20 protein-coding genes, 3 pseudogenes and 1 other annotated feature are annotated in these 26,631 nt (G+C 35.9%); of the genes and pseudogenes, 18 read left to right on the forward strand and 5 right to left on the reverse strand.

Going from position 1 to position 26,631, the window contains the following annotated elements; translation table 11 throughout:
- Positions 1-103: 103 nt before the first annotated feature.
- From QGM71_RS20225 to metG, 8 genes and pseudogenes are all read left to right on the forward strand, one after another.
- Complete coding sequence (locus QGM71_RS20225) at positions 104-1,753, forward strand: amidohydrolase (RefSeq protein ID WP_327609363.1); 1,650 nt, start codon at positions 104-106, stop codon at positions 1,751-1,753.
- Positions 1,754-1,894: 141 nt separating this feature from the next.
- Positions 1,895-3,481 carry a zinc-binding metallopeptidase family protein gene (locus tag QGM71_RS20230; protein ID WP_327609364.1) on the forward strand — a complete coding sequence of 529 codons (1,587 nt, stop codon included), beginning with the start codon at positions 1,895-1,897 and terminating at the stop codon, positions 3,479-3,481.
- Positions 3,482-3,740: 259 nt separating this feature from the next.
- Entirely contained in the window at positions 3,741-5,282 is a 1,542-nt protein-coding gene (locus QGM71_RS20235; RefSeq protein WP_327609365.1) for a BCCT family transporter, read from the forward strand.
- A 43-nt stretch (positions 5,283-5,325) separates the two neighbouring features.
- Complete coding sequence (locus QGM71_RS20240; protein WP_407703064.1) at positions 5,326-5,853, forward strand: ABC transporter ATP-binding protein; 528 nt, start codon at positions 5,326-5,328, stop codon at positions 5,851-5,853.
- A gap of 319 nt (positions 5,854-6,172) precedes the next feature.
- Positions 6,173-7,963, forward strand: coding sequence for a S9 family peptidase (locus QGM71_RS20245; RefSeq protein ID WP_327609366.1), 1,791 nt, complete (start codon positions 6,173-6,175; stop codon positions 7,961-7,963).
- A 179-nt stretch (positions 7,964-8,142) separates the two neighbouring features.
- Positions 8,143-8,691 carry a DUF2812 domain-containing protein gene (locus QGM71_RS20250; RefSeq protein ID WP_327609367.1) on the forward strand — a complete coding sequence of 183 codons (549 nt, stop codon included), beginning with the start codon at positions 8,143-8,145 and terminating at the stop codon, positions 8,689-8,691.
- Positions 8,692-9,243: 552 nt separating this feature from the next.
- A complete protein-coding gene (gene glmS, locus QGM71_RS20255) occupies positions 9,244-11,046 on the forward strand; it encodes a glutamine--fructose-6-phosphate transaminase (isomerizing) (protein WP_327609368.1) in 1,803 nt (600 codons plus the stop codon).
- A gap of 1,406 nt (positions 11,047-12,452) precedes the next feature.
- Positions 12,453-12,717, forward strand: a binding site (T-box leader).
- Positions 12,718-12,772: 55 nt separating this feature from the next.
- Positions 12,773-14,408 (forward strand): annotated as a pseudogene (gene metG, locus QGM71_RS20260) (methionine--tRNA ligase).
- A 542-nt stretch (positions 14,409-14,950) separates the two neighbouring features.
- On the opposite strand, the gene QGM71_RS20265 reads toward metG, so the two are convergent.
- Both QGM71_RS20265 and QGM71_RS20270 read right to left on the reverse strand, forming a co-directional pair.
- Complete coding sequence (locus tag QGM71_RS20265; RefSeq protein WP_327609369.1) at positions 14,951-15,472, reverse strand: hypothetical protein; 522 nt, start codon at positions 15,470-15,472, stop codon at positions 14,951-14,953.
- 32 nt (positions 15,473-15,504) lie between these two features.
- On the reverse strand, positions 15,505-15,933 hold the full coding sequence (locus QGM71_RS20270; protein WP_327609370.1) for a hypothetical protein: 429 nt from the start codon (positions 15,931-15,933) through the stop codon (positions 15,505-15,507).
- Positions 15,934-16,364: 431 nt separating this feature from the next.
- Between QGM71_RS20270 and QGM71_RS20275 the strand changes: the two genes are divergently transcribed.
- The 9 genes from QGM71_RS20275 (at position 16,365) to QGM71_RS20315 (ending at position 24,236) form a co-directional block, all read left to right on the forward strand.
- Positions 16,365-16,679, forward strand: coding sequence for an ArsR/SmtB family transcription factor (locus QGM71_RS20275; RefSeq protein ID WP_327609371.1), 315 nt, complete (start codon positions 16,365-16,367; stop codon positions 16,677-16,679).
- A gap of 33 nt (positions 16,680-16,712) precedes the next feature.
- Positions 16,713-18,014, forward strand: a complete 1,302-nt coding sequence (locus QGM71_RS20280; RefSeq protein WP_327609372.1) for an NAD(P)-binding domain-containing protein — start codon at positions 16,713-16,715, stop codon at positions 18,012-18,014.
- 185 nt (positions 18,015-18,199) lie between these two features.
- The gene (locus tag QGM71_RS20285; RefSeq protein ID WP_327609373.1) at positions 18,200-18,601 is read left to right on the forward strand and encodes a hypothetical protein; all 402 of its coding nucleotides are present in this window, start codon (positions 18,200-18,202) and stop codon (positions 18,599-18,601) included.
- A gap of 754 nt (positions 18,602-19,355) precedes the next feature.
- Positions 19,356-20,336 (forward strand): phosphotransferase enzyme family protein, encoded by a 981-nt coding sequence (locus QGM71_RS20290; RefSeq protein WP_327609374.1) that lies wholly within the window; start codon positions 19,356-19,358, stop codon positions 20,334-20,336.
- Between the two features lie 44 nt (positions 20,337-20,380).
- Positions 20,381-20,911 carry a GNAT family N-acetyltransferase gene (locus tag QGM71_RS20295; protein ID WP_327609375.1) on the forward strand — a complete coding sequence of 177 codons (531 nt, stop codon included), beginning with the start codon at positions 20,381-20,383 and terminating at the stop codon, positions 20,909-20,911.
- A gap of 51 nt (positions 20,912-20,962) precedes the next feature.
- Entirely contained in the window at positions 20,963-21,424 is a 462-nt protein-coding gene (locus QGM71_RS20300; protein ID WP_327609376.1) for a GNAT family N-acetyltransferase, read from the forward strand.
- 129 nt (positions 21,425-21,553) lie between these two features.
- Complete coding sequence (locus QGM71_RS20305; protein ID WP_327609377.1) at positions 21,554-22,096, forward strand: DUF1572 family protein; 543 nt, start codon at positions 21,554-21,556, stop codon at positions 22,094-22,096.
- A gap of 125 nt (positions 22,097-22,221) precedes the next feature.
- Positions 22,222-23,052 (forward strand): GNAT family N-acetyltransferase, encoded by an 831-nt coding sequence (locus QGM71_RS20310; RefSeq protein ID WP_327609378.1) that lies wholly within the window; start codon positions 22,222-22,224, stop codon positions 23,050-23,052.
- A gap of 308 nt (positions 23,053-23,360) precedes the next feature.
- Positions 23,361-24,236: an aminoglycoside 6-adenylyltransferase gene (locus tag QGM71_RS20315; protein WP_327609379.1), complete on the forward strand. Its 876-nt coding sequence runs from the start codon at positions 23,361-23,363 to the stop codon at positions 24,234-24,236.
- A 64-nt stretch (positions 24,237-24,300) separates the two neighbouring features.
- Here QGM71_RS20315 and QGM71_RS20320 read toward each other — a convergent pair whose 3' ends face one another.
- From QGM71_RS20320 to QGM71_RS20330, 3 genes and pseudogenes are all read right to left on the reverse strand, one after another.
- Positions 24,301-24,765: a DUF2306 domain-containing protein gene (locus tag QGM71_RS20320; RefSeq protein WP_327609380.1), complete on the reverse strand. Its 465-nt coding sequence runs from the start codon at positions 24,763-24,765 to the stop codon at positions 24,301-24,303.
- A gap of 281 nt (positions 24,766-25,046) precedes the next feature.
- Positions 25,047-25,133, reverse strand: a pseudogene (locus QGM71_RS20325) (SDR family oxidoreductase); the annotation flags it as partial.
- A 498-nt stretch (positions 25,134-25,631) separates the two neighbouring features.
- Positions 25,632-26,177: a hypothetical protein gene (locus QGM71_RS20330; protein WP_327609381.1), complete on the reverse strand. Its 546-nt coding sequence runs from the start codon at positions 26,175-26,177 to the stop codon at positions 25,632-25,634.
- Positions 26,178-26,443: 266 nt separating this feature from the next.
- Here QGM71_RS20330 and QGM71_RS20335 point away from each other — a divergent pair.
- A pseudogene (locus QGM71_RS20335) lies at positions 26,444-26,631 on the forward strand (IS5/IS1182 family transposase); the annotation flags it as partial.

Here is a 26,631-nt window from a genome sequence, read left to right on the forward strand (position 1 = left end):
AAAATCGCATAAAAACAGGATTCCCCTAATTGGCACGATTTTTGCATATGAATTGTAAGAAATTATTAATAATTACCAATAGTCTTTTAAGGAGGAACAAGAAATGAAACAACAATCATTATTATTTTATGGCGGAAGTATTCTAACCATGGGGGAGAAGGGAGATGTCGAGGCAGTTGCTGTCAAAGACGGGAAAATTATTCGAACTGGCAGTATTGATGCATGCCGAACAGCTTTAGGAAGCGATGAAGTCCAAGAAATTAATATGAATGGTAAATGCCTTCTGCCAGGTTTCATCGACCCACATGTACATTTAATGATGCTGGGTATGTGCAACACGTGGATTGATATTAGCTATCCAAAGGTAAAAAGTATCGATGATCTAGTAAATGAACTTTCTATTCATACAGATAAACTTCGCGATGGTGCGATTATTAGGGGATTTGGTTTTGATCAACGAAACCTGAAGGAAAAACGATATCCAACAGCAGACGACCTCGATCGGGTTAGCACCGAATATCCTATACAAATCATGCATGTAAGCGGACACTCCAACATCGTAAACCATTATCTTCTGAACGACTTAGGAATAGATGTGAATACAGAGGATCCAGAGGGAGGAGTTATCGGCAGGGATGAAACCGGCAAGCCGAACGGTCAATTATTTGACAGTGCCAATGAATTTTTCGCTAAAAAGTCTGGTGTTCTAATCGGTAATCACGGACCAAACATTCACATGCCGGATACACCTGAAAATCTTCAGACACTAATAGAAGTTGGACAAAAAGAATGCCTAGCAGCAGGGGTAACAACCATTAATGATCCGCAAGTAACCAAGCAAGAAATGGAATCCTTTAATGGGGCCAATAATGATGGGACATTAAACATGCGTATTGTTATGTCGTTTATTTCATCCTATCTCGATGAATTAATTAAACTCGGATTCTGTTCAGGATTCGGCGACGAACAGTTATCCATCGGTTCAATTAAGTTTTATGCAGACGGTTCCCTGAATTCCGGTACAGCCTACTTATCAACCAATTATGCAGACAGCGCTAGAACGAAAGGATATTTATACCATCAACCAGAGGAATTCAAAGAAATGTTTGTAAAAGCACACCAGCAAGGATTTCAAACACTCACACATGCTCAAGGCGATAGCGCCATTCAGCTGGTCATCGATAGTGTAAAAGCAGCACAGCAAAACTCACCCATTGATGTAAAAGAGATGCGTCACCGTATTGAGCATTGTGGATTGCCGGATCCTGCACAAATCGATGTCATTAAAGAGCTGGGAATTTGGCCGGTTCCACAGCCGCAGCATGTGTACCAGTTTGGTGAAGGAGTTATTCAACAGGTCGGAAAGTTTGGTGAAAATTACTCGCCATACGGATGGTTTAAAGAGAAGAACATTCCAATTGTGCTCTCATCCGATGCTCCAGTGGCACCGCCAAACCCAATTCTAGCCATCTATGCAGCGGTTACTCGATCTACTTTACAAGGAAACATCGTTGGCGAAGAGCATAAAATTACACTTGATGAGGCGTTAAGAGGATACACCATCGAAGCCGCAAAGGCGATACATCGTGAACACATAATTGGTTCAATTGAAGAAGGTAAATTAGCGGACTTTGCAGTATTAGCCCAAAATCCATATGAGGTCTCAACAGAGCAACTAAAAGACATTGATGTTACTGAAACCTGGATCAACGGGGAAAGAGTTTTTACAAAGGAATCAATAATTAACAACTAAACAAGGAAAGTTTGGCAATCGCCAAGCCTTTAGGCGTAGGCGGCTACCGTATGCCCTGACGGACCCGTATGATAAATTATCCTTAAACATACTTTTTATAATTTTTCTAAGCTACAAGAAAACTAAATGAGGTGAATAAATATGGTATCGAACGAAAAACAATCGATTATGAATTGGGTAGAGGAAAATGAAACAACCCTTTCAGACTGGAATCAAACCATTTGGAATTACGGGGAAACGGCTTGGCGGGAATACAAATCTGCCAAGTGGTATGTCAACCAATTGCGCAAGGAAGGATTCACAGTTGAAGAAGGAAGTGCAGGAATGCCGACTGCTTTCTGCGCGACCTGGGAAAACGGCGACGGACCGGTTATTGGCGGATACGCGGAATACGATGCCATTCCTGGTAACTGCCAGGCTGCAGATACCGTGGAACGTCCAAGAGATGGGTTAAGCAAATATGCAGGGGGACATACAGACCCCCACTCTGCGTTAGGAATCGGATCCCTTGGCGGATTTTTAGCAGCTAAGGCTGTCATGGAAAAACATAACATTAAAGGCAAACTCAAATTCTTTGGTGAACCTGCTGAGAAGGTCAGAGGTTCCAAGCCAATTCATGCTGCCAAAGGATATTATGATGATCTTGATGCCGCAATTAGTTTCCATCCATTTTATATGCTACCATTTTGTAATACTACCCGTTGGAATACACATTGTGCAGTCGCTTATTCCGTTATGTATACCTTTACATGTGATGTTCCGGAAACATGGTTATCTGGAGGGGATGATTCTCCAATTCCAGCTTCTCATGCAGCTGTTCGGGCACCAGGTGCTACGGATGCCGTCGTGAACATGTACAGTCTATCAAAAATGTCCAAGGAACATATGCTTTCCCATAACATGGGCTGGAGCGTCAATGAGACGATCCTAAATACGGGACAAGCAACGGCAGATAATATTCCAGGTCAAATGTCACAAATCTATTATTTCATTCGGGTTCCGGATATCAAAATGGCAGAAGATGTTGTAAAGGTATTGGACCAAAATGCAGAAAGCGCAGCAAGAGCAGCGCACTGTAATTGGAAACGAGAATGGGTTACGAAATCCAGAGCAGGCCTTGAAAACCATACGATGGCAACGACGACTTATCAAAATTTAGAAATCGCGGGAGCTCCGAAATTTAATGGGGATGCGATTAAGGTTGCCCAAGAAATCCAAAAAAACCTCGGATTCAAACCGATGGAAAAACCTTATTTGGATGAAGTAGAAACACTTATCCCACCAGAGGATGCGGAGAAAAAAATTCGAGAGACACTGCCACCCTGGCAGCGTCATTTCACCTCCGACGACTATACGGAATATTGCTGGCATGCTCCAACTGTTAGATTATATATTGGAAGACCTGCATTAAAATCACCGAAACAAGGCTATGCTTATCCAGCTTGGGTAATGAATGCGTTAGGCGGAATTCGTGAATGCATTGATCCCATGATAAATAGTGCTTCCAAAACAGTCGGAATGACTATCATCGATTTGTTGACACATCCTGATTTGCTAAAACAGGCAAAGGATGAATTTAAACAAAGGACAGGTGGAGGAATAGGCGGAACGGAATGGCAAGAGCCACTCTGTGACTATCAACCGCCAATCCACTATCGCTGGCCTGAATATGTTACTACGGTACGCGGAAGAGATCATTGGGTTATTCCGGCTGAACATGATGAATAAAGTGAAACTTCAACCGAGTGGGAGGGTTCGACGTACAGGACGCGCTAGTTCCGATATTGCCTCGTGTCCGTTAAGTTTATAGTTGGCCTTTATGCCAACTCAATATAGTACATTGAATCGGGCTTTTAGGAGAAGCCCGCTCCCCACTTACAATTCTTTATTTCACTCGAATTCTTGAATTGGGGGCCCTACTGCCCGTTAAATATGGACAAGCTACTTTAAAAAATATCATACTAGAAGAAAGAAAGGGAGAATTTGGATGCGAAAGAATTTTGTCGTTGTCGGATCACTTATACTTACCGCTATTTTTGTAGCTTTCGGAATATTCTTACCAGATAAAATGGGGGAAGTTTCCTCGTATATTCTTTACACGTTTATCGGAGATTATTTTGGCTGGTTTTATATGCTTGTTGCACTTTTCTTTGTTGTCGCTTGTTTTTATGTTGCCTTTTCGAAATACGGAAAAATTCGCTTAGGGAAAGACTCGGACAAACCGGAATTTAGCACCTTTACGTGGATAGCGATGCTTTACAGCTCTGGACTTGCAATCAGTCTTTTCTTCTGGGGCGTGGCAGAGCCAGTATTAATGTATCTGGAACCACCATACGGTGAAGGAGGAACAAAGGAATCAGCAGAACTCGCAATGCAGTATACCCACTTCCACTGGGGATTTCACAGCTGGGGAACCTATGCAATTATCGGGTTAATCATGGCTTACTTTCAATATCGTAAAAACACACCGCCGCTTATTAACCATACATTGGAGCCGATATTAGGTAAGAAAGCTTTTGGATCGATTGGAAAATTCATTAATATTCTAGCAATCTTTGCCGTAATCAGTGGTATCACAACCTCTCTTGGTCTTGGTGTGAACCAAATAGGAGCAGGGTTTGAATATGAATATGGTATTCCCAATAACACGACCAATAATATCATCTTAATCGTCGTCTTAACCGTAATATTTATCGCTTCAGCAAGTACCGGAATTCAGCGCGGGATTAAATGGTTATCAAATATAAATATCATTATAGCTTTATCCATCATGATAGCAATATTCTTTTTAGGACCAACAAAAAATATTTTAGAAATTATTGTCACATCGACTGGAGACTACATTAATAATTTTATCGGAATGAGCTTCCATTTAGAGCCATTTTTGAATGATTATAGCTGGCAGGCAGGTTGGGATTTTTTCTATTGGGGATGGGCCATTAGCTTTGGTGTATTTGTCGGACTGTTTATTGCTCGAATTTCTAAAGGAAGAACCATTAGAGGATTTATCCTGGGAGCTATGATCATTCCTACAATTGCAACGATGATTTGGTACAGTACAATTGGAGGCAGCGCACTATTTAACATTATCAATTTTGAAAACGCAGAACTGGCAACTCAAATTTTGGAAAATATGAATACGGCTCTGTTCTATTTCTTAGAACTATTCCCCACCAGTGAAATTCTGATTTTTATGACATTTATCTCTTTAATCATCTTTTTCGTTACATCAGCCGATTCCACAGTATATGTCCTTGGTATGTATAGTGAGGAATCTACGGAACCATCGAATAAGAGTAAAATTATGTGGGGATTCGTTATTGCGGGTGTAGCCATCGCATTACTATTAACGGGAGGTTTAACACCGTTGCAAACGGTATCAGCAGTCGCGGGATTACCATTCTCGATTGTCATGATACTCATGTGTATTTCCTTCTTTAAATCTTTAAGAAAAGAAGCAGTTGTGCTTTCAGCCGAAAAAGAAGTCGCTTCAACTGAAAACAATAAGGAAAAAGAAAGAAAAATCTAAGGAGGTCAAGAACCAAAATGCAAGCATCCGTGGTAAAAGTACATTGCTTTCCATAGCAGGTGCATTGCTATCACCTACTACTGGAACTGTGATGATTGATGGGGATAATACCGCTGATCTTTCCACACGAAAAATAACAGAGTTGAGACTTAAGAAAATAGGATTCGTATTTCAAGCAGCCAATCTGATTCCCTATTTAAAGGTAAGTGATCAACTGCAAGTAATCAATGTTATCGCAAAAAACAAAACGAAGTCGCAACAGGAAAAAGGAAAGGAATTATTACAGCATTTCGGCTTGGTGCATCGCATAAATAATTACCCAAACGAACTATCTGGCGGGGAACGTCAACGTGTAGCGATTGCTCGTGCCCTTATCAATGATCCGAAAATCATCTTTGCCGATGAGCCAACTGCAAGTCTGGATTCAAAACGTGGCCGAGAGGTAGTAGAAATGCTTGCTGAAGAAATTAAAACACGGGGTAAATCAGGGATTATGGTAACACATGATGAGCGTGTGCTTGATCTATGTGACCGGGTGGTTACGATCCGGGACGGTAAATTGGAAGAGTAGTAGTTAGAAATTAAATATAAAAACAGAGACACATAGCGATTTTATGATTGCTATGTGTTTTTTTGGATAAAGTTCAAGTGATCCATTTGTTACGCATCGTTCTCAGCAACTTTAATAATTTCATCCTTAAGATGGAGGTTAAAACCACCTATGGGCTATTTCTCAAATATAATTTACTTGATAATATAGAAATACAATACGAATAACGCATACTCTCTATAAGAACTTGCAAAAATAGTTTATACTTATACTGTTAATTATTTACTATTCAAACATCTCAGAACATACAAATGGAAATAAAAATTTTAGGAGGTAACTAATGATTCAGTTTCCAAAACCAACGGTAGAACAATTTTTTCGTACGTATGCGATTTCAAATTTTACAGTAAGCAGCGATGAACAACGTCTGATCTTCAGTACTAACTTAAATGGCAAGATGAACCTGTGGGCAATGGATTTGCCTGATACCTTTCCATATTTATTTGCACATTATGACGAATCCATCAGCTTTATTAAAATCGATCCAGAAAATCGCTATGTATTAGCAGGTTATGATAAAGATGGTGATGAGAACCACCAAATTTATGCGATTCCAAATGAGGGTGGACTTCCACAACCATTAATTACAGGTGACGAGTTAGAGAAATATTTCTTTTCTCATTTAAGTGAAGATGGGAAGCGGATTTATTATATGACATCAGAAGAGAACCCATCATTTCTTAATGCTCGTGTCAGAAACCTCGAGGATAATTCGGATACGCTTTTAAATGTAGGTGAAGCATCGCCAACACAATTATCTGCAGTATCAGATGATGAAGAAGCTTTTGTTTATTTGCGTTCATATGCCAATACCTATGTTACTGGTTTTGTGAAGGTTGGAGAAGAAACACATAGCCTAACCCCAGACCCTGATAAGGTTCACGTTGTATTTGATCCAGTCTTTATTGATGAAAAAACAATTTATTTCGTTACAGATTATGAAAGTGAATATAGCTATGTAGCGAAATTCGATCTGGATACAAAAGAGTTCTCTTCTGTTGTCACAGTCGAAAAGGAAAGTGTTGATACATTAAAGTGGGATAAGGAAAATAAGGCATTTTATCTAGTCACCGAAAAAGGTGTTGCAGATGTATTGTATCGCTATCATTTAAAAACACATAAGCTTGAGCAGCTGAAAACGCCGATTGATGTAATTGGAAAAGTTCAGGTAACTAAATCTGGGAGTCTTTATTTGTTAGGAACAAGCGCTACCGTTCCTTCTAACATTTTTAAATCGACTGATGGAAACGAGTGGAAGCAGCTGACAAATAATGGTGTGCTCGGTGTCAGTACGGGGGATATGGTGGAACCAGAGGTTGTTTCCTATAAATCATTTGATGGAATGGAAATAGAGGCGCTTTTATGTAAACCAAAACCTGAGAATGATAATGGACATACGATCTTCTGGCCTCATGGAGGACCACAGGCATCCGAGCGTAAAACGTTCCGTGCAATGTTCCAAAGCTTTCTAAATCGCGGATATACTATTTTTGCACCAAACTTTCGCGGTAGCACGGGTTATGGCTCATCCTTTGTGAAACTAGTTGAACAGGACTGGGGAGAAGGACCGCGTCTGGATTGTTTAGCTGCAATTGAATGGTTATTCAATAATAATATTACTGAACGCGAGAAATTATTTTTAGTTGGTGGCAGTTATGGTGGCTATATGGCACTACTATTGCACGGTCGTCATCCAGAGTACTTCAAAGCAGTAGTTGATATTTTCGGGCCATCTGATTTATTCACATTCGTTAACTCTGTACCGCCTCATTGGAAGCCAATCATGGATCGCTGGTTAGGCGACCCAGAACGTGATAAAGAGCGTTTTATAAAGGACTCCCCAGTAACCTATTTAGACGGAATGACAAAGCCAATGCTTGTTATCCAAGGTGCAAAGGATCCACGTGTGGTTAAAGAAGAATCAGATCAGATTGTTGCGAAACTTGAAGAAAAAGGTCGCGATGTCGAATATCTTGTTCTTGAAGATGAGGGACACGGGTTCTCGAAGAAAGAGAATGAAATTAAAGTGTACAATCTGATGCTTGAATTTTTGGAGAAGCATCAAGGGTAACTAGGCGAAGCCACTAATGAAAGCACAGGGATAATAAACTCCCTGTGCTTTCATTTGCATTAGATGAACTAACACTAATATTTGTAATAAATGAAAATACTAAGAGTAAAATAATAAAAGGCAAGCATTCTTAAAAAATGAGGTGACTTCAATAATGATCGTTGAAGGAGGAGTTTTTTATGGTGATGAAAGTCTTCAGACCGTTTTGGAGTTATGATTTAAAGAAAACGGAGGAATGGCTTCGTTCAATGGCAATAAGCGGATATCACCTTACAGATATAAATACGAAAACACGACAGTTTGTTTTTGAAGAGAGAAGCGCCCCTCAAGAGATTCACTATCGTATTGAATATAGGAAGGCCAAAACTAACAATCTACCCGGCCCCTTGCAAAATGAAGGTTGGCATAGCGTGTATAATCATGGTAGATGGCATGTGATCTGCAATGAAAAAACCGCTGATAAATTAAAATGCTATCCAATTCGCGATGGCATTATTAAACGAAATCGATTTATTATGTTTTTATTCGGTGGAATGTTTTTATATATAACTCTTACATCTTTTATCTTTATCATTTTAAGTGGTTTGACGGTGTTTTATTTTGGTAATTCATTAACAATTCAAGCGAATCCTTTTTGGATAACCGCATTTACCATTGGAATAACCCTATGGGCATTAGCCCCTTATTCAACTATAAAACTCTACAAAACGAATAAGAAATTTTGGTAATATCAGACGCGCAAAGCCTGCAGGGAATTCTAATCCTCGCAGGCTTGTATTTATATGAAGGACTTTCTCGAATACTTTTCGGCCTAACTACTTCATCACGTACAATTTTCTGTATGCATTCATATACTAAATAACACCACCCACATAAAAAAAGATTGACCAAACAAAATAATTTCGGTTAAAATAAGAAGGTCTCTTTTTAACATGTTTTACTTTTTTGTAAATGAGGTAAACAATGAGGGTGGCAGAGCATTCAAAAATGGAAAGGAGCATAGATAGAGGATTAGTAATAGGTAATAAAAAGCGCCAGGGCTATTTTTAGACCGATGAAAAAAATAGTTGACGAGGTGGAGGTTATCGATATTTCGGCGGGTGCCTCCCGACTGTACATCTCAGTCGATAAGCTTTGTTCTTAAAACAATAAGGTAACTTGTTGGCCAAAGGAATGAAGTAAGATGTCTTATAACAACCACGGGAAAGGGGCAGTTAAGCGCCCCTGTAATACCATATGGTCGTTTGTCTGCCCCTTTATATACAAGGAGGACGCAGGATATGTGCGGAATAGTAGGATTTATCGGACAAAACGATTCAAAGGAAGTTTTACTGAATGGACTGGAAAAGTTAGAATATCGCGGCTATGACTCAGCCGGAATAGCAATGTTAAACGAAAATGGAATGAACCATTTTAAAGTAAAAGGACGGATTGCGGCATTAAGAGAAAGAGTAGATAATACTGTTTATGCAACGATGGGAATCGGTCATACCCGCTGGGCAACACATGGTGTGCCAAGTGAAGAGAACGCACACCCGCATCAAAGCGCGTCTGGCAGATTCACCCTTGTTCATAATGGGGTTATTGAAAATTATCAAGACTTAAGAAAAGAATATCTTAGTGAAGTGAGTTTTGTTAGTGAAACAGACACAGAAGTAATTGTCCATCTAATAGAAAAGCTTTTTGAAAAATATCAGGATACAGCGGAGGCATTTCGCCAAGCGATGGGTCTTTTAAAAGGTTCCTATGCAATTGGAATGATTGATAAGGAAGACCAGGAGACCCTATATGTGTCCAAGAACAAAAGCCCATTATTAATAGGTTTAGGTGATGGATTTAATGTGGTAGCAAGTGACGCAATGGCTACATTAAAAGTTACAGATCAATATCTCGAAATTTATGATCAGGAAATTGTACTCGTTAACCGCAGCTTTGTTGAAGTGCAAAAGCTTAACGGTGTAGTAGTAAATCGTAAACCCTACACCGCTCAAATTGATGCCGGTGATATTGAAAAAGGAACCTATCCACACTTTATGCTAAAGGAAATTGATGAACAACCATTTGTCATCCGTAAAATCATTAACGAATACCAAACAAATGATAATGAACTTAAATTAGATGCTGCTATCCGCCGGGCTATGAAAGCTAGCGACCGTATTTATATTATTGCTGCAGGAACTAGCTATCATGCAGGTTTGGTGGGAAAAGAATTTATCGAAAAGCTGGCTGCTATTCCAGTTGAAGTCCATATTGCAAGTGAATTTTCATATAATATGCCACTTCTATCAGATAACCCATTATTTGTGTTTATTTCACAAAGTGGAGAAACCGCTGATAGCCGTGCCGTTTTAGTTAAAATTAAGGAAATGGGACACCCAGCACTTACGATTACAAATGTGCCAGGATCCACCCTTTCTCGTGAAGCAGATTACACGTTAAATTTATACGCAGGACCCGAAATAGCTGTAGCATCAACAAAAGCATATACAGCTCAAATTGCGGTACTCGCTATCTTAGCTGTAGATACAGCACAGGCAAAAGGTATTGAATTAGACTTCGATCCTATGCAGGAACTAGCTATTGTTGCCAATGCTATGGAAATTCTAACCGATCAAAAAGAGACAATTGAAGAGTTAACAAGAGAGTATCTTGCAACAACACGCAATGCATTCTTTATTGGCCGAAGCACAGACTATCATGTTTGTATGGAAGGATCATTGAAATTAAAGGAAATTTCCTATATCCAGGCAGAAGGCTTTGCTGGTGGAGAATTAAAGCATGGAACGATAGCATTAATTGAAGAAGATACACCAGTTATTGCACTGGCAACACAAGCGAATGTAAACTACTCTATCCGAAGTAACGTACAAGAGGTAGTCTCCCGAGGTGCAAACGCAATGATCATTAGCATGAAGGGGTTGGAACAAGACGACGATGCACTTGTCTTACCACATGTTCATGAATTATTAACACCACTTGTAAGTGTCGTACCACTGCAGCTATTAGCATATTATGCAGCTTTACACCGCGAATGTGATGTTGATAAACCGAGAAATTTGGCTAAAAGTGTGACAGTGGAATAAGTGTAGTTAGTGAGTTTAAAAGTTTTGTATCCCTGATACTTTCTTCTTCCCTGATGGAACTAAGTTAGTTTCCAAATCGGAAGAGGATGGGGAAAAACAACAGGAGAAACGCTATGTACTCGGATGGTTTTTCAATCATCAATCAATAGGGTTGTTTTACTCAAAAATGAGTAAAAGTTCGGGCTGGATTCTAAGCGATTCAGTCTGTTTCTTTTGGCTCAATATTCCTTCAATCTCTTACCAATAATGACTTCAGGCGGTGTCCTATCCCTTTCCAGTTACCTTCCTAACTGTATCAATCCGAAGGATTTCCAGTCGTCTTTTTCCAATATCATTTCACCATATTTTCCAGTCTTTTTGAGTATTACGGACAGAATGAGCCAGCAAGTGCGGGAAAGAGATCCACTACTAGTAAAATACAAATACCAAACAGTAGGGACCGTACTACTTTTCCTGAGGTAGTGTAAATCCGGCAGTCCGCCACCATTGACTTAACTTTTGTCCTTGTTGTGGAAATATCGCAGGTATGGCATAAATAATGCCTAAAAGGCACACCTGCTCAAACATGATAACACGGACAAGTCGATTCTAAGCATTCGCTGGCGGGGCCCCGACCCCCTTCCAGCGTCTGCAAAGAATCGGGCGTTACAGTCAATGGCAAGCAGCTCCGCTGTGGCTCTGGCTCTATTCCATAAATGAGTAGTTTTATTAGTGGCTCTCTGCTCCGCAAATGGTGGCTCTTTTCTACGCAACGAATGGCTCAAAACTCCGCACAAGTGGCTCTATTCATCCGCAATAATCAGTCTTTTCTCTTGATTCTTCTCTCCATTCAGGGAAGAACTTATTTTACAATGGCAGAATATTAGATACAGTCCAGAACGGAAAAAAGAGGGGAAAAATGGGAGGTTGAGGGAAGAACTTAGTTTCATTGCCTTGAGGCGTAAAAGAGGGGGTGGAGTCAATAACCGCAAGGGGTTGAGGGGGATTTGGGGAAATTCCAACTAAGTTACAGATATATAGTTGTGTTGATTTGAAATAAAGTTACGATGTTTATAAAAAAGATGCGAAGCTTTACCCCTTTGGAACGTTTATTTAAAGGGGGTTTTTACAGTGAAAAGGAAAAGAACATCTGAATTGAAAGATGGATAAGGAACTGTTGAGTAATTATAGAGTTATTCCGTTAAAGGGCCATTTAATGGAATAAGGCGTTTGAATAATATTGGATATTTATGTAAAATGATTAGTGTGAGACAGTTAAGAAATGTACTTAAACAGTTTAGTGGAACAAGGATGAGTTTAAAAATTGCTCTTTATGAGCATATTATCAACGTATCTTGATATTCGAATTTGAATATTGTTTTAATATAAATTAAGTGTAATAATAAGGTAAATAAGGTGGATGAATAATAAAGGCAATGATGAGAAGAGTAAATCAATTTTATTCTTTTACAGAGAGCTTCGGGAGCTGAAAAGAAGCATAGAATATTTGATTGAATATGGTCTCTGAGCTGCACAGCCGAACTCTTTAATTATGAGTAAGGTTGTGACGAGATTTGGCACTCGTTATAAATGTCAGAGTATAAGAACTTTATTGTTCCGTACTTATTGAGGCTAATCATGTGAGTGATTAGTAAATTAAGGTGGTAACACGAGTATAACCTCGTCCTTAGGCAAGCGTTTTTGTCTTAGGGCGAGGTTTTTTATTTAGTTAAAAGGAGGAAAAAGTATGAATGTACTAATTGGAGGGGCTTGGCCATATGCTAATGGCTCATTGCATTTAGGTCACATAGCTAGTTTATTATCAGGAGATGTTTTAGCTCGGTATTATAGAACGAAAGGGGAAAACGTCCTATATGTTCAGGAAGTGATTGTAACGGAACTCCAATTACTATTAGGGCAAAGCAAGAAGGGGTAACTCCAAAAGAAATTGCTGATAAATATCACAAAGAGTTTAGTGAGTGCTTTGAAAAACTTGGTTTTACTTATGATTGCTATACACGTACTGATACAATACATCATCATAAAATTGTACAAAATATATTCCTGAAGTTATTCAACAATGAAAAGATTTATAAAAAAGAAATTGAACAGGGTATTGTAATACTTGTGAACAATTTTTACCTGACCGATTTGTAGAGGGGCTTTGTCCTAATTGTGGTAAAGATGCACGAGGTGATCAATGTGACCATTGTTCAAAAATCTTAGAACCATTAGACCTTCTTGAAAAGAAATGTAAGATATGCGGTGATTCTCCAACTACAAAGAATACAGAACACTTCTATTTTAAATTAAGTACATTTCAAGAAAAACTGGAAAAATATGTTAATAACGCAAAGGAGAAGGGATTGTGGCGTGAAAATGCGGTTCAATTAACAGAGAGGTATTTAAATGAAGGGTTGCATGACCGAGCAGTTTCAAGAGACTTATCAATTGGTGTTCCAGTACCAGTAAATGGCTATGAGGATAAGAAAATTTATGTATGGATAGAAGCTGTTTCAGGTTACTTTTCTGCTAGTAAGAAATGGGCCGAAGAAAATAACGAGGATGATTCTAGCTTTTGGAGCAAAGATACAAAGTCATATTATATTCATGGAAAGGATAATATTCCATTTCATTCTATAATCTGGCCTTCAATCTTAATGGGGATAGAGGAACCTTGCTTGCCTACTCATATAGTTTCAAATGAATATTTAACTGTTGAAAAGAAAAAACTCTCGACAAGTAAAAATTGGGCAGTATGGGTCCCTGATATGATTGAGAAATATCATCCAGATTCAATTCGGTATTTCTTAACTGTAAATGCACCTGAAAATAGAGACTCTGACTTTTCATGGAGAGAGTTTATTTATAGTCACAATAGTGAATTGTTAGGGGCTTACGGAAACTTTGTGAATAGAACATTAAAATTTATAGAGAAGTCTTTTGATGAAGCCATACCAGATGGAAAAATTGACAGACAAATAAAGAATGATATTCAAGACCTTTACACAAAAATAGGTTCACTTATTGAAGAAACACATTTCAAACGAGCTTTAGAGGTGCTATTCGAATTTATTAGAAGTGCCAATAAATATTTTGATTCACAACAACCATGGATTCAAATAAAAAAGTCTCATACGGACTGTAAGGATACATTGACAACTTGTATATATATCATTGCAAATTTAGCTCAATTACTAAGTCCTTTCCTTCCATTTTCTAGTGTTATTGTAAAAGAGATGTTAGGAATATCAGAGTTTCAGTGGAATCCTATTGAAAAATATGCAGCTTCTATAAAGAGTGTTAAACCTTTATTTGAAAGGATTGATGTTGAAACTATAAACATTGAAATTGAAAAGTTAAATAAACAATCTACTTTATAAGAATTTTTGAATCCCTTTTCTTGTTAAACTAAATAGATATAGAAGAAGCTCAAAGTGTTATTCCGTTATAGGGCGCTTTAATGGAATAAGGATCATAGAAATGATCAATCTTTTTTCAAGACACGCTTTTTCTATTTGCTATTTTATCAAGGTTTATAGAGTTAATTTAATCAAACTTTATTTCAATGCTACAAGTTGTTGTCTCCCCGTAACTCTCCCTTTCAAAAATGTAACTCTTCTTACAAGATGTAAGTAAGTTTTACAAAGAAGGGGAAGCGGAGGCAGGTATGTATCGGGCTTTATGTAAAATACTCCAATCGGAATCGGGAGCGTCTTTAAAATATTCTTAGATGCTTCTCTTTTCATAAACTCTAACTCATCTTTAGCTTTTTCCTTGGTAAGCCCGAATTATAATTTGGACATTTATACCATAGAGAGTATACTCGTGCCTAGCGCACATAAAAGAATGACCCTCAACTATTGGATTGAGGGTCATTTACAACAAGCTTATAAAATTTTCACAAATTCAACTTCCACTCTACTCATTTTACGATTATTTCTTCTAATAATCCCATTTGCTTAACTACTTCAATATCATCAATGAAGTTTTGCAAACTAACTTTAAACTCATTACTTTCTAAATCTTTCGAGTAACCTAGACATAAGTTTAATATGCTGTTTAATTTTTCTCCCGAACCAGCAATAAAATATGTTGTAAGTATTTGGCCGTTTTCACTTGCAAGCACCACAATTGTCGCCGTCTCTAGTACATATTCTATATCTTCATCTGAAATAGTTCTATTCTTCTTTTTAGTGCTATTAAATTCATAGCTATTAATCGAACGAATTCTTCCCTCAAGTAATTCAAGTATTGCCTTTTTATAGATTACGTAAACTCCCTTAATTAGCTCCATTTCCGGAGCATATGGATCATCTAAAATAAATTTTATACGTTTATCTTCTTTAGAGATTTCTGTTCCTTCTAAATAATGTTTTAATATATAATCAACACCTTTAATTCTTTTAGGCGGAAATGATTTCTCAAAATAATGATTTTTCCCCATAATATACATCCTTTATAAATTAAAATAATAAATTACCAGAGTTTACCCCCACCATAGAATGAATGGGTACCATATTCATAAGGGTGATAATGTGCAAATGTACGCTTTCCTTTACCCGCTGAATGTGCTGAATCATATCTATATCTTCCAGTTGGGGAAGCACCTTTTGCAATACTAAGTGCGTTTGATGATCCAATACTCCAGGTATCCAAGCCACTTTTCAACCTAGAAATAGCCTTTGTTTTAGATCTACCTGGTCCAACCCATATTCCCAGAGAATTTGAAGTTCTAATTGCTTCATAATGCACATGCCTTTTGTTTTTTGCATTGTCATTCGCTACCTTACCAGCTACCCATAATGCACCTGACTTTAATGAAAGAAGTCCTTTAGCAGCAAAATATATAAGTGTAGTAGCTCCAACACTTATAGCTAAAAGTTGAAGCATACTTGCAGTAGCCACTACTCCTAAAGCTGGGACCCAAAACGCAGATGTTGTGAATTCCTCATCATTAAAAACATTAGTGTTGGTTGATCTGGGTAAAGGTGTATCCTGGATATCAATCATGATGTTTAAGAGAATATAAGATTGTAGGAGAATAAGAACTTAATATAATGTTTGCGTGTTTTTGTTGGTTCGTCTTTTATATTGTGTGTTGGATTGAATTATATGGCTTTACTAGATAAGATATATGTCAAGATAGATAAACATGATCAAACTTTAACTATATTTTACCTCTTATTCAACTAAAGCGCCCGCTAACGGGAGATCGAAAAATTAAAAAGATCTTCATAAATAAATCAAAAAAAATTGATTTATGTCTTGTTAATCAAAAATATTTGATGTATAATACGCTATATCAAATATTTTTGATTAAGGAATGGAGAATATTTATGTTTCCTGTAACAGTGGATTTACAAAGTACGTTTAAACATTATAAAAAAACATTTAAAGCATTATCTGATGAAAAGAGGCTCCACATACTTAATTTATTGGCAAATACACCTGAAGATTCAATTTGTGTTTGTGATTTAATGGAGAAAATTAATTTACCACAATCTAAACTCTCCTACCATTTAAAAATACTTTTACAAGCAAACCTTATTATTCAAAATAAAAAAGGAACTTGGAGCTATTACTCCTTAAACCATAAAGAAATAAATAATGTACTATCGGAAGAACTTTGTTGCTTATTTCGTAAAAACTAAATTAATTTTATTAATAGAGAGGGAGATATTTATATGTCAGAGTTACCAATTGTTGTTATCGGTGCAGGACCTATAGGACTTGCAGCTGCTGCCCATTTAAGTGAGTATAATCAACAATTTCTTGTGTTAGAAAAAGGACCTAAGGTAGCAAGCAACATTCTTGAATGGGGACACGTACAGCTATTTTCACTATGGGAATTTAACATAAATGAAGCTGCCAAAAAGTTATTACAAAAAACGGACTGGGTTGAACCTAAAGCTGATAAATTACCAACTGGTAAGGAACTGGTGGATGAATATTTGGAACCCCTATCAAATCATCCACAATTTAAGGAAAGAATCCTTTATAATGCTGAAGTAAGGAATATCACCAAAAAGAACACGGATAAAATGAAGTCAAATTACCGTGAGCAACAACCATTCATTCTTTATGTAAACCTTAACGGAAACATGAAAAAAATAGCAGCAAAAGCTGTCATTGATGCCACAGGAACTTGGAATCACCCTAACCCTCCATTTGCAGATGGAGTATGGAATAATGAAGCACTAAAAACTAAATTGCATACACATATCCCAAATTTACTTGAAAAGCAAGAAACATTTAAAAACAAGCATGTAGCAGTAATCGGAAGTGGTCATTCTGCCTTAAATACATTAATTGACCTTACTGAATTAAAAAAGAAATTTCCAAACACAGAGATTTCATGGATTATTCGTAAACAACACGTAGAAGAAACTTTTGGAGGAGAAGTAAACGATGAATTACAAGCAAGAGGTGAACTTGGTAGACAGGCACACCAGATCGTTGATAATGGTCATGTGAAAGTTCTTACTGGATTCTATGCTGAAGAAATAACGGAGCAAAATGGGCATTTTGAAATAAGAGCTACGGACGGGAAAGTTTTAGGGGAAGTAGAAGAAATTGTAGTAAATACAGGAGCCAGGCCTGACTTTTCTTTCTCAAACGAAATAAGATTAGATATAGACCCAGCAGTGGAGAGCACACGCGAACTTGCTCCACTTATTGATCCTAACCTTCATAGCTGTGGAACGGTTCGTCCACATGGGGAGAAGGAGTTGCGTCAACCTGAGCAAGGATTCTATATAGCTGGGGTAAAAAGTTACGGCCGTGCTCCGACATTTTTAATGGCAACAGGATATGAACAAGTTCGTTCAATTGTTGCATACCTTTCAGGGGATGAGGAAGAAGCTAGAAAAGTAAAATTGAAATTACCTGAAACGGGAGTTTGTAAAGTTGACTCCACTCCAATACCATTGAAAATAAACAGTTTAAATACAACAAGTAGCTGTTGCGCTACGAGTTGTAACGAATAAATTTAAAAAGGGGATAATGTTGATGATTATTAAATCGTGGTGGTGACTTACACAAAGAGTATTTCGTTTCCTATATGAATTTAATTATGAATGCCATGGAATGCCCCGTCGAAAAAGCAAAGACGTTACGTTTCAGCGATTATTTAGAAATAATGTAAGGACCTTGGGAGCAACAAATAACAGGTATGTTACTCCCGATAGATTGCTTACTAAAGACAAGAGAAAAGAATGGATTAGGTTGGTTAAAAGAAACAAAGAGAAATCCATTATTGAATTATACTTATTTAAATCGTAATGATAATGCTTGGTTTGCATCTCAGTTAAATTTTCTGCCATCAAATATAAATACTGGCAATACAAATTTGTTGAGAAAAAGAGACAAACAAATACTTATATACATGAAAGGGATTGTTTATGAAGGAATTATTCAGAGAAAGATAACTAAGATTTACTATTGGCTGTCCTATGCAGTTGATAAATTAGAGTTGCGTAATGAATTACCTTATTTAGAGAAAACAAAAAAATATATTGAGAAGCATCAAGAATTCTTAGAAAAAATCCAAGAAAAGAACAGGGTTGTGATTTAAGACAAATCAGGGCACGCTGAGTTGTCGATGGAGCCAAAGGCATAGAGAAAAATCGTGCACTATTGAGTTGTGTGTGTATCTTATTTTTCATGACGTAAGAATCATTGTTTCAAGATTATTTAGGGCACGACTGAGTTGTTCTGTCACAGTTTTTGTCTCCCTGATACTCTCCCTTTCAAAGATGTAACAACTCTTACAAAATGTAACAGAGTTTTACAAAGAAGGGGAAGCGGAGGCAGGTATGTATCAGTCTTTATGTCAACACTCTAATCAGAATCGGGAGCGTACGGTTGGTACGCCATCTCGGTTTTTTTTGTTTGGAGAAAAGACTGAGAAAGCAAGCGTTACAAGGTGTGAGTAGATGTAAGGATAAAGGTTAGTGTGGAGAAAAAGTGTGAAGGAAAGCGTGGGTTTAACTCTACTCTGTAAAACCGAGTTCGATTTTTCAATATTTCATCGCATGATTTCTGCCTGATTTATGTAAGAAATGGCGGTTTTCTTTGTAAAACTTAGTTAAATTGAAAGGCGAGGATTTAGGGGTGGAAAGGGCGTGAGGTCAAGTGGGAGAAAGTGTTGTGGGGATGGGGGAGGTTTTGTAAGACTAAGTTTCAAAGGCATATAGTAGAAGTTAAGGATTAAGGAAATCAATTTTTACAACTACTTTTGGTAATGTTCACTATATATGAAGGATTTATATTAACTAAATAATTCGAAACTTATTACCCTAATAACTCGTAAGTTAATGTAAAAGGTGGTGATTAATATAGATGACATTCTCTTATCAAAAGGTGCAAGAAAATTTGGTGCTAATGTATCGGACTTGAAATTAATTGGGGGATTTTCAAACAATGTCTTTGAATGTAGAGGCGATAGCGGGAACTATATCTTAAAATATTATTTAAGCACTAATTATGAAAAAGGATCGATTGAATCAGAGTTAGATTGGATTTTATATTTATTCAAATCAGGAGTAAATGTTACCGTTCCTTTTCCTTCTCTTAGTGGAAGTCTGTTAGAAGTTGTACAATTAAACAATAAAGAGGAGTGTTGGATAGTCGCATTTGAAAAGGCGAGAGGTAATTTTATAAACGTTTCCAATAAAGGGGAATGGAATTCCGATACATTCTATAGATGGGGTAAAACCTTGGGGGAAATACACTCCTTATCAAAACTATATAAACCAATTAATAAAAAAGATTGGAACAGCGGATTACTCTTTTCTGAAGCAAATAATGTTAGTGAAGAAATAAGGCGTAAATGGGATATGTATATTAATAAACTTGAAAAGTTACCTAAAGATAAAAACAGCTACGGCATGATCCACAATGACTTACATCATAAAAACTTTTATATAAACAATAAAGAGATTATTTTATTCGACTTTGGTGATTGTGAATATAACTGGTTTGTATATGATATTGCGATTGTATTGTACCATGCTCTACAAACAATTAATGAAAATGATTTTCAAGCAAGAAGGGACTTTGCACTTCAATTTACTCACTCATTTTTAAAGGGCTACAAGACAGAAAATCATGTTGATTCCAGTTGGCTAATGAAAATTCCATTCTTTTTAAATTATAGGCAAATATACTCTTATATGTACTTTTCTAAATATCTAACCGAGGAGCAAAAAAGTAAAGGTAGGATAAAAGAAGCACTTAATAGTATGAAAATAAAAATTGAAAACGATATTCCATATTTAGATATACAGTTCATTTTTTTTGAAGGTTAGAAAGTATGGGGTATTTCATACATTCAATAAGGGAGGAAATATATTTGTTTGTTTCTGAAAGGGTTAAATTAAGAAAGATGACAAATGAGGATGTGGAGCTATATCATTCCTGGAGAAATGATGTAGATGTAATGATTTCAACGAATCCTTCTTTAGATTTATACTCTATACAAGATACTAAAGAATTTGTTGAAAGAGTTATATTAGGCTCCAACTCTTCCAAAAGTTACATAATTCATGATAATGATAGTGAAAAAGCAATTGGAATTACATCATTAATTAATATTGACCAGAAGAATAGAAACGCAGAATGTATTATAGATATTGGCAAAAAAGATTATTGGGGAAGGGGTTACGGTAAAGAAGCCTTAAAATTACTACTTGATTACGCCTTCTTAGAGATGAATTTACATCGTGTTTCATTAAGAGTATTTTCATTCAATGAACGAGCTATCAGTCTATATAGTAGAATTGGTTTTAAGAATGAAGGAGTTAGTAGGCAATCTTTATTTCGTAATGGTAGTTGGCATGACATAGTCCATATGGGAATACTCCAACATGAATATACTTTATAAAAATGTTATGGAATCAGTTATTTGTTAGGAAATCCGTATGGAGGAGTTAATATGAATATAAGACTTGCTGAAGCAAAAGATATCAAGCAATTAATAAAAATGAGATGGGATTTTACAATTGAGTATGATGATAGTAAAAAAGACGAATCATTCGTAGAATTTGAAAAGGAATTCCAATCTTTTTTAGAGAATGCACTTAAAAGTCGTCAATGGTTTATTTGGGTTGTAGAAGAAAATAGAAAAATAGTATCACATATTTACATAGAATTAATACAAAAAGTCCCACGCCCTGGCAGAATTACCTATCCGTTCGCTTATATGACAAATGTATATACAGTTCCAGAATATAGGAATAAGGGTATTGGAAGTAAACTCCTAGGTTCAATAAATAATTGGATTAAAGAAAACAATTATGAATTTGTTATTGTATGGCCAAGTGATGAATCTATTAATTACTATAAGGGAAATGGTTACGTTCATTGTGCTGAGCCAATGGAGTATTTCCCTTCTTAAATGTATAACGGGTGATTTTTCTAAAAAGAGGATCTCTTAAATATTATTTTAGTAGGCAGTTTAATAAGACAGTAATTAAAGTAAAATATGTAAACTTGTTTTTTAGATATTATTCTTTGGGGGTAGAAAATGAGTAATATTGAAAAGGAATACCTTACTGTTGTAAATTGGCAATTTAAACATTTTAAAGAACGTGCAGAAAAAGGTATATCGCAATTAACAGAAGAAGAATTACATTGGAAACCAAATGAAGAGTCCAATAACATTGCAATATTAATCAAGCATTTAAGTGGAAATATGCACTCACGATGGGTGGGCTTTTTGACAACTGATGGAGAAAAAACTTATAGAGATAGAGATTCTGAATTTGTTGATGATACCGAATCAAAGGAATGGCTTATGCAATTTTGGGAAGAGGGATGGGAATTACTTTTTCAAACAATACAAGCCCTTAAACCAGAAGATCTACATAAAACTGTTACTTTAAGACAAGAACCGTTAAGTGTCATTCAAGCAATTCAAACTGAAATTGCCCATATCAGCTACCATTTAGGTCAAATTCTATATATAGGAAAACAAATCAAGGATAAAGAATGGGATATTCTTAGCATACCTAAAAATGGTCTTAGCAAAAAAACAATAAAGAGTAATCTGTTATATAAAGGGAGATGAAAGAATCAGTTATATATTTATGGATAGAGGATATTCATAAAGTAATACTGCAGGTAGGTTTAATATAGATAATTTTTTAGGTATTACTGTATTACAGTAGAGAGGTGAAGGGAAGGGTATATTCTATGATTTCTGAACTAAATAAGAATGATTTTTATAGGTGTAAAAATTTACTAAATCAGCAAGGACAATTAGAAGTTATGGCTGTAATTGAAGGAGTTAATCCTGGTCGTATATTTGTTGATAGTATCGCTTCTCCTAATTCTGGACTTGTATGGTTGGGTAATAATGATGGATTTATATTTATTGGAAATGAAGAAAATGAGGTATTTAATAATCAAATAAATAGTTTTATTGATACTGTTATCATACCAGATGCAAAGAAAGTTGGATTAAATTGGTTTGAAGGAATTGGTAATCACCCAAAATGGAATAAGGTTATAGAAAAAAAGTTTGAACATCGTAAATTAGGAAGCTGGAAGCAAAAAGTTTATAAGCTACAAAAAGGCGACTATAAAGCTAAGAACGAACCTGCCATTGAACAGGATTATGCTGTTGTGAAGATCAGTAAAACTCTCTATGAAAACAATAAAGGCTCTATTAATAACATAGAATTTTTTCATTCCAAGATTTTAGAGTTCTGGTCTTCACCTGATAGGTTCTTTAACAAGGGGACAGGTTATTGTATTGTTTACAACAATAATATTATTAGTGTTTGTTTTTCGGGTTTTGTCGTTGGAAATGTACATTGTATAGATATTGAAACTTTAGAGGCTTATAGAGGAAAGAAATTAGCTCAAAAGATAGCTCACATTTTTGTAAAAGACTGTTTGGATAATGGTATGGTTCCATATTGGGATTGTATGGAATCCAACAAGCCTTCTATTGCAGTTGCAGAAAACATAGGGTTTACCAATATATTTAATTATGTTGGATATGATTTTCAATTTGACTAATACTGTTCTTCAACTATCGAGGGCAATTCTTCAAGAAAGGGATTGCTATAAAGTCAGCAGACGTGAAAACCTAAAAAGCAAACCGTATATTATTGTAATATAGAAGGAACATTATGCAAATTGAATAATTCGAGGCGGATTTTGGTTTCACAGTACAAGCTCCTAATCAACGAGATGATGATTTGCCAACTGTATTAGATGGTCATGCAAATAAAGTAATAATAGATAAAATTTTAGAAGATAATTGAAGAATAAGTGTTTGCTTAACTGATTTATGAAGTACATGAAGGTAAGGAGGAAACAAATTAATGCGGAATGAAAAAGAAATGATGGATTTAATATTAAACACTGCTAAAAATGACGAGCGAATACGTGCTGTTGTAATGAATGGTTCACGTACCGATCCCAATGCTAAAAAAGACATTTTTCAGGATTATGACATTGTATATATTGTTAAAGATATTGATTCATTTACGTCAGATCATAGTTGGGTGGATACTTTTGGCAAAAGATTAATGATGCAGATGCCAGAGGATAAAATATTGCCTCCACCTCAAAATGATGGCCGATTTATTTATCTTATGCAGTTCATAGATGGGAACCGAATTGATCTAACACTTATTCCTTTTGAGAAAATGGATAAATTACTCAGTCTGGATAGTCTGAGCATATTACTTTTAGACAAAGATAATGTAATAGGATATCTTCCGCTTTCAAACGATAGAGACTATCATATTAAAAAGCCTTCTGAAAAGGAATTCCTTGATAGCTGTAATGAGTTTTGGTGGATTTGTATGAATGTTAGTAAGGGGCTTTGGCGTAAAGAGTTAACATATGCCATGTTTATGTATGAACAAATTAATCGTAACGTACTAAATCGAATGATTGAATGGCATATTGGCATAAAAACAGACTTTTTAAGAAGTGCGGGAAAACTCGGTAAGAATTTTGAAGACTTTCTCGATAAAGATGAGTGGAATGACTATGTTAAAACTTATACAAACGCAGACTATGAAAATATATGTGAATCGCTTTTTAATATGTGTAATTTGTTTCGTAAAATAGCAATGAACATAGCCGATCATTTTGGATTTGAATATCCATACGCTGAAGACAATGGTGTTACTACTTATCTCAAACGTGTAAAAGAATTTCCACTAATTGCTCAGGATATGAATTGGTAAATTATAGTTCTTGATTCTTAATTTGTGAAACTGGATGGCATGATGAACCAAATGGCATTCTCTTTCATTTTGTATGGGTGCTATAACGTTTACCTACCATAAAAATAATGGGGGTACCAATGATTGTAGGCATAAACCATAATAAGAGAGAAGGAATTTGATTTATTAATGGAATGGCTGCACCATTAACGACCAAAACAGCAGTAATAATGCCAATATAAGAACCCGCCATTCCACCTATATGCATCGACAACCAACCTCTCCAACTTATCTTTCTTGCTAGGTATCCAAAAAGTGCTAAACCATAAGAAAAAATGGCTATATAGAAAAGGTAAGCACTTTCTGACCAATTAATTATCGCCATTCCAACGGAGGTTAGGAAAACCAAAAAATAACCAATATGATACCATTCTCCAATCCTCGTATGGTAGCCTTTTTCCTTCTTTACAGAAAAATTGATTGCTCCTGCCAATAAGCAAAAACTACCCGCAATAATATGTATGATAAGCAGAAAAGTATGGGTGTTCATTCAATCACTTCCTTTTATATATTATTCAATTAAATGGCTCGATTGTTGAAAGAAAATAAGACCGAACTCTTTAGCTAAACACTCCGATAGTTAAATAACTCCTTCTTCATAATACCATAATATTCAAAAAACATTCTTTAAAAAAAGGGACCATCGTTTAAGTGACCGCCTTTGTTGAACTTTTGCACCAGTTTAATTTAAGTACATTATTCACAAATTCATATCTATGTTGATATTTAACACAACAAAAAGGCTCCAGGGCAAGAACCTTTTTGTATAGTTTATCTTTTAAATCCACCTTCTGAATGAATAATCTGATCTGTAATCCAATCTGCTTCATCACTCACTAAAAATTTAATGGTTTTTGCAAAAACAAAAATATAAGCAAAAAAGAATTGGAGAAATTGAACTAGAATAGGGGGAATAAATCAGTTGCGAAACTGCTTATTCCAAACATGGCATAAAGGCACATTGCTTGCAAATAAGTGTGTGTTCTTGCAGAGGACTAAGTTCATAATTAATACAGACAGACTCGCCATTGCTGACCTATCTAAAATTTAAAAGCTGCTGCATTTCAGCGGCAGCACTCACTTAATAAACAGCAGTGAATAAAAACAAATACAATACACTAAATACAAAAAGCGTGATAGCAATACATAAAGCAGTAATGGATATCCTTTTAGAGTTCTTATGCTGATTTTTTTTAGAAAAATGTAAAGAACCTATAGAAGATAACATTCCTATAACGCCTAATAATATTCCTGAAGGCATATAGATAACAACAAAAATTGAAGCTATTAATGTTATCCCTAAAGAAACAAAAGCAAATATAAGGCTTGGTTCATGATTTTTTTCAATAGCTATAATTACCACCCCCTAGCATATGAATAGCTTCCTCCTCTTCTTATATCATATTGAATCCAAGGATAAGAATGTTGAACATCCCATCCTCCAGTACCTAACACAAAATGACCTTGGCGTTTTGTATAATAGTTCTTATTACTATTATAATAATATCCAGTATTTGCGTTTAGTCCATCATACCTCCAACCCATAGCATAAATAGATGGAGTAGAACTTCTTACCACTCTTGTTATCTTATTACTATCCCATTCCCAATAAACCTGATACGTAAATCTAAATAAATGTACATTCGCACGACTGTATGCATCTTGTTGCCATGTAACTCTCTTCCAACTTACACTACTAAGTGATGCCCCTTCATTGTCAAGAGGTTTACTATCAGAATATGATTCAGATGGCCCAGCTGATTCTACCTCAACAATACTGGTTTTGTAATGATCAACTTTTAAATCTTCCAATTGTTCTTGTGTTAACTCTTCTGCAGAAATGAAGCCAGGGATGAAAAGAAACAATAATACAGTAAAAAACGCTAAATAAACTTTTTTCAAAATTGAATCCTCCCTTTTCATATTTTTTAGTACTTAACTTAATACTTATTCTCCAAATTTACAATAATTCCCTTCTCTTTAAAAAAAATACTTTTAAAAGAAATATATAAATAAAGAAAAACACGTTAAAAACAAGAAATGAGGCCGGGACAAAACCCTAGTAAACTAAAAAATAAGCATGTCACCTTCATCAAATAGGTAACACGCTTATTTTATTATGTAATTTCACTTTTTCAGTAAACAAAAAGGACACCATCTGTGATGAAGAAGCAATTTTCATCGACGGCACGAAGATAGAAGCGAATGCCAATAAATTCACGTTTGTTTGGCGTAAATCAATAGAAAAATACAGTGCAAATCTAGTTGAAAAATCAAAGCAAATGTATATTGAATTACTGGAGAAAAAAATTATTCCTGAAATCGAGCGGGAGAGTGCAGAGGAACTATTCATTGA

The sequence above is a fragment of the Virgibacillus tibetensis genome (assembly GCF_036026595.1).
Classification (GTDB): Bacteria; Bacillota; Bacilli; order Bacillales; family Amphibacillaceae; genus Virgibacillus_P; species Virgibacillus_P tibetensis.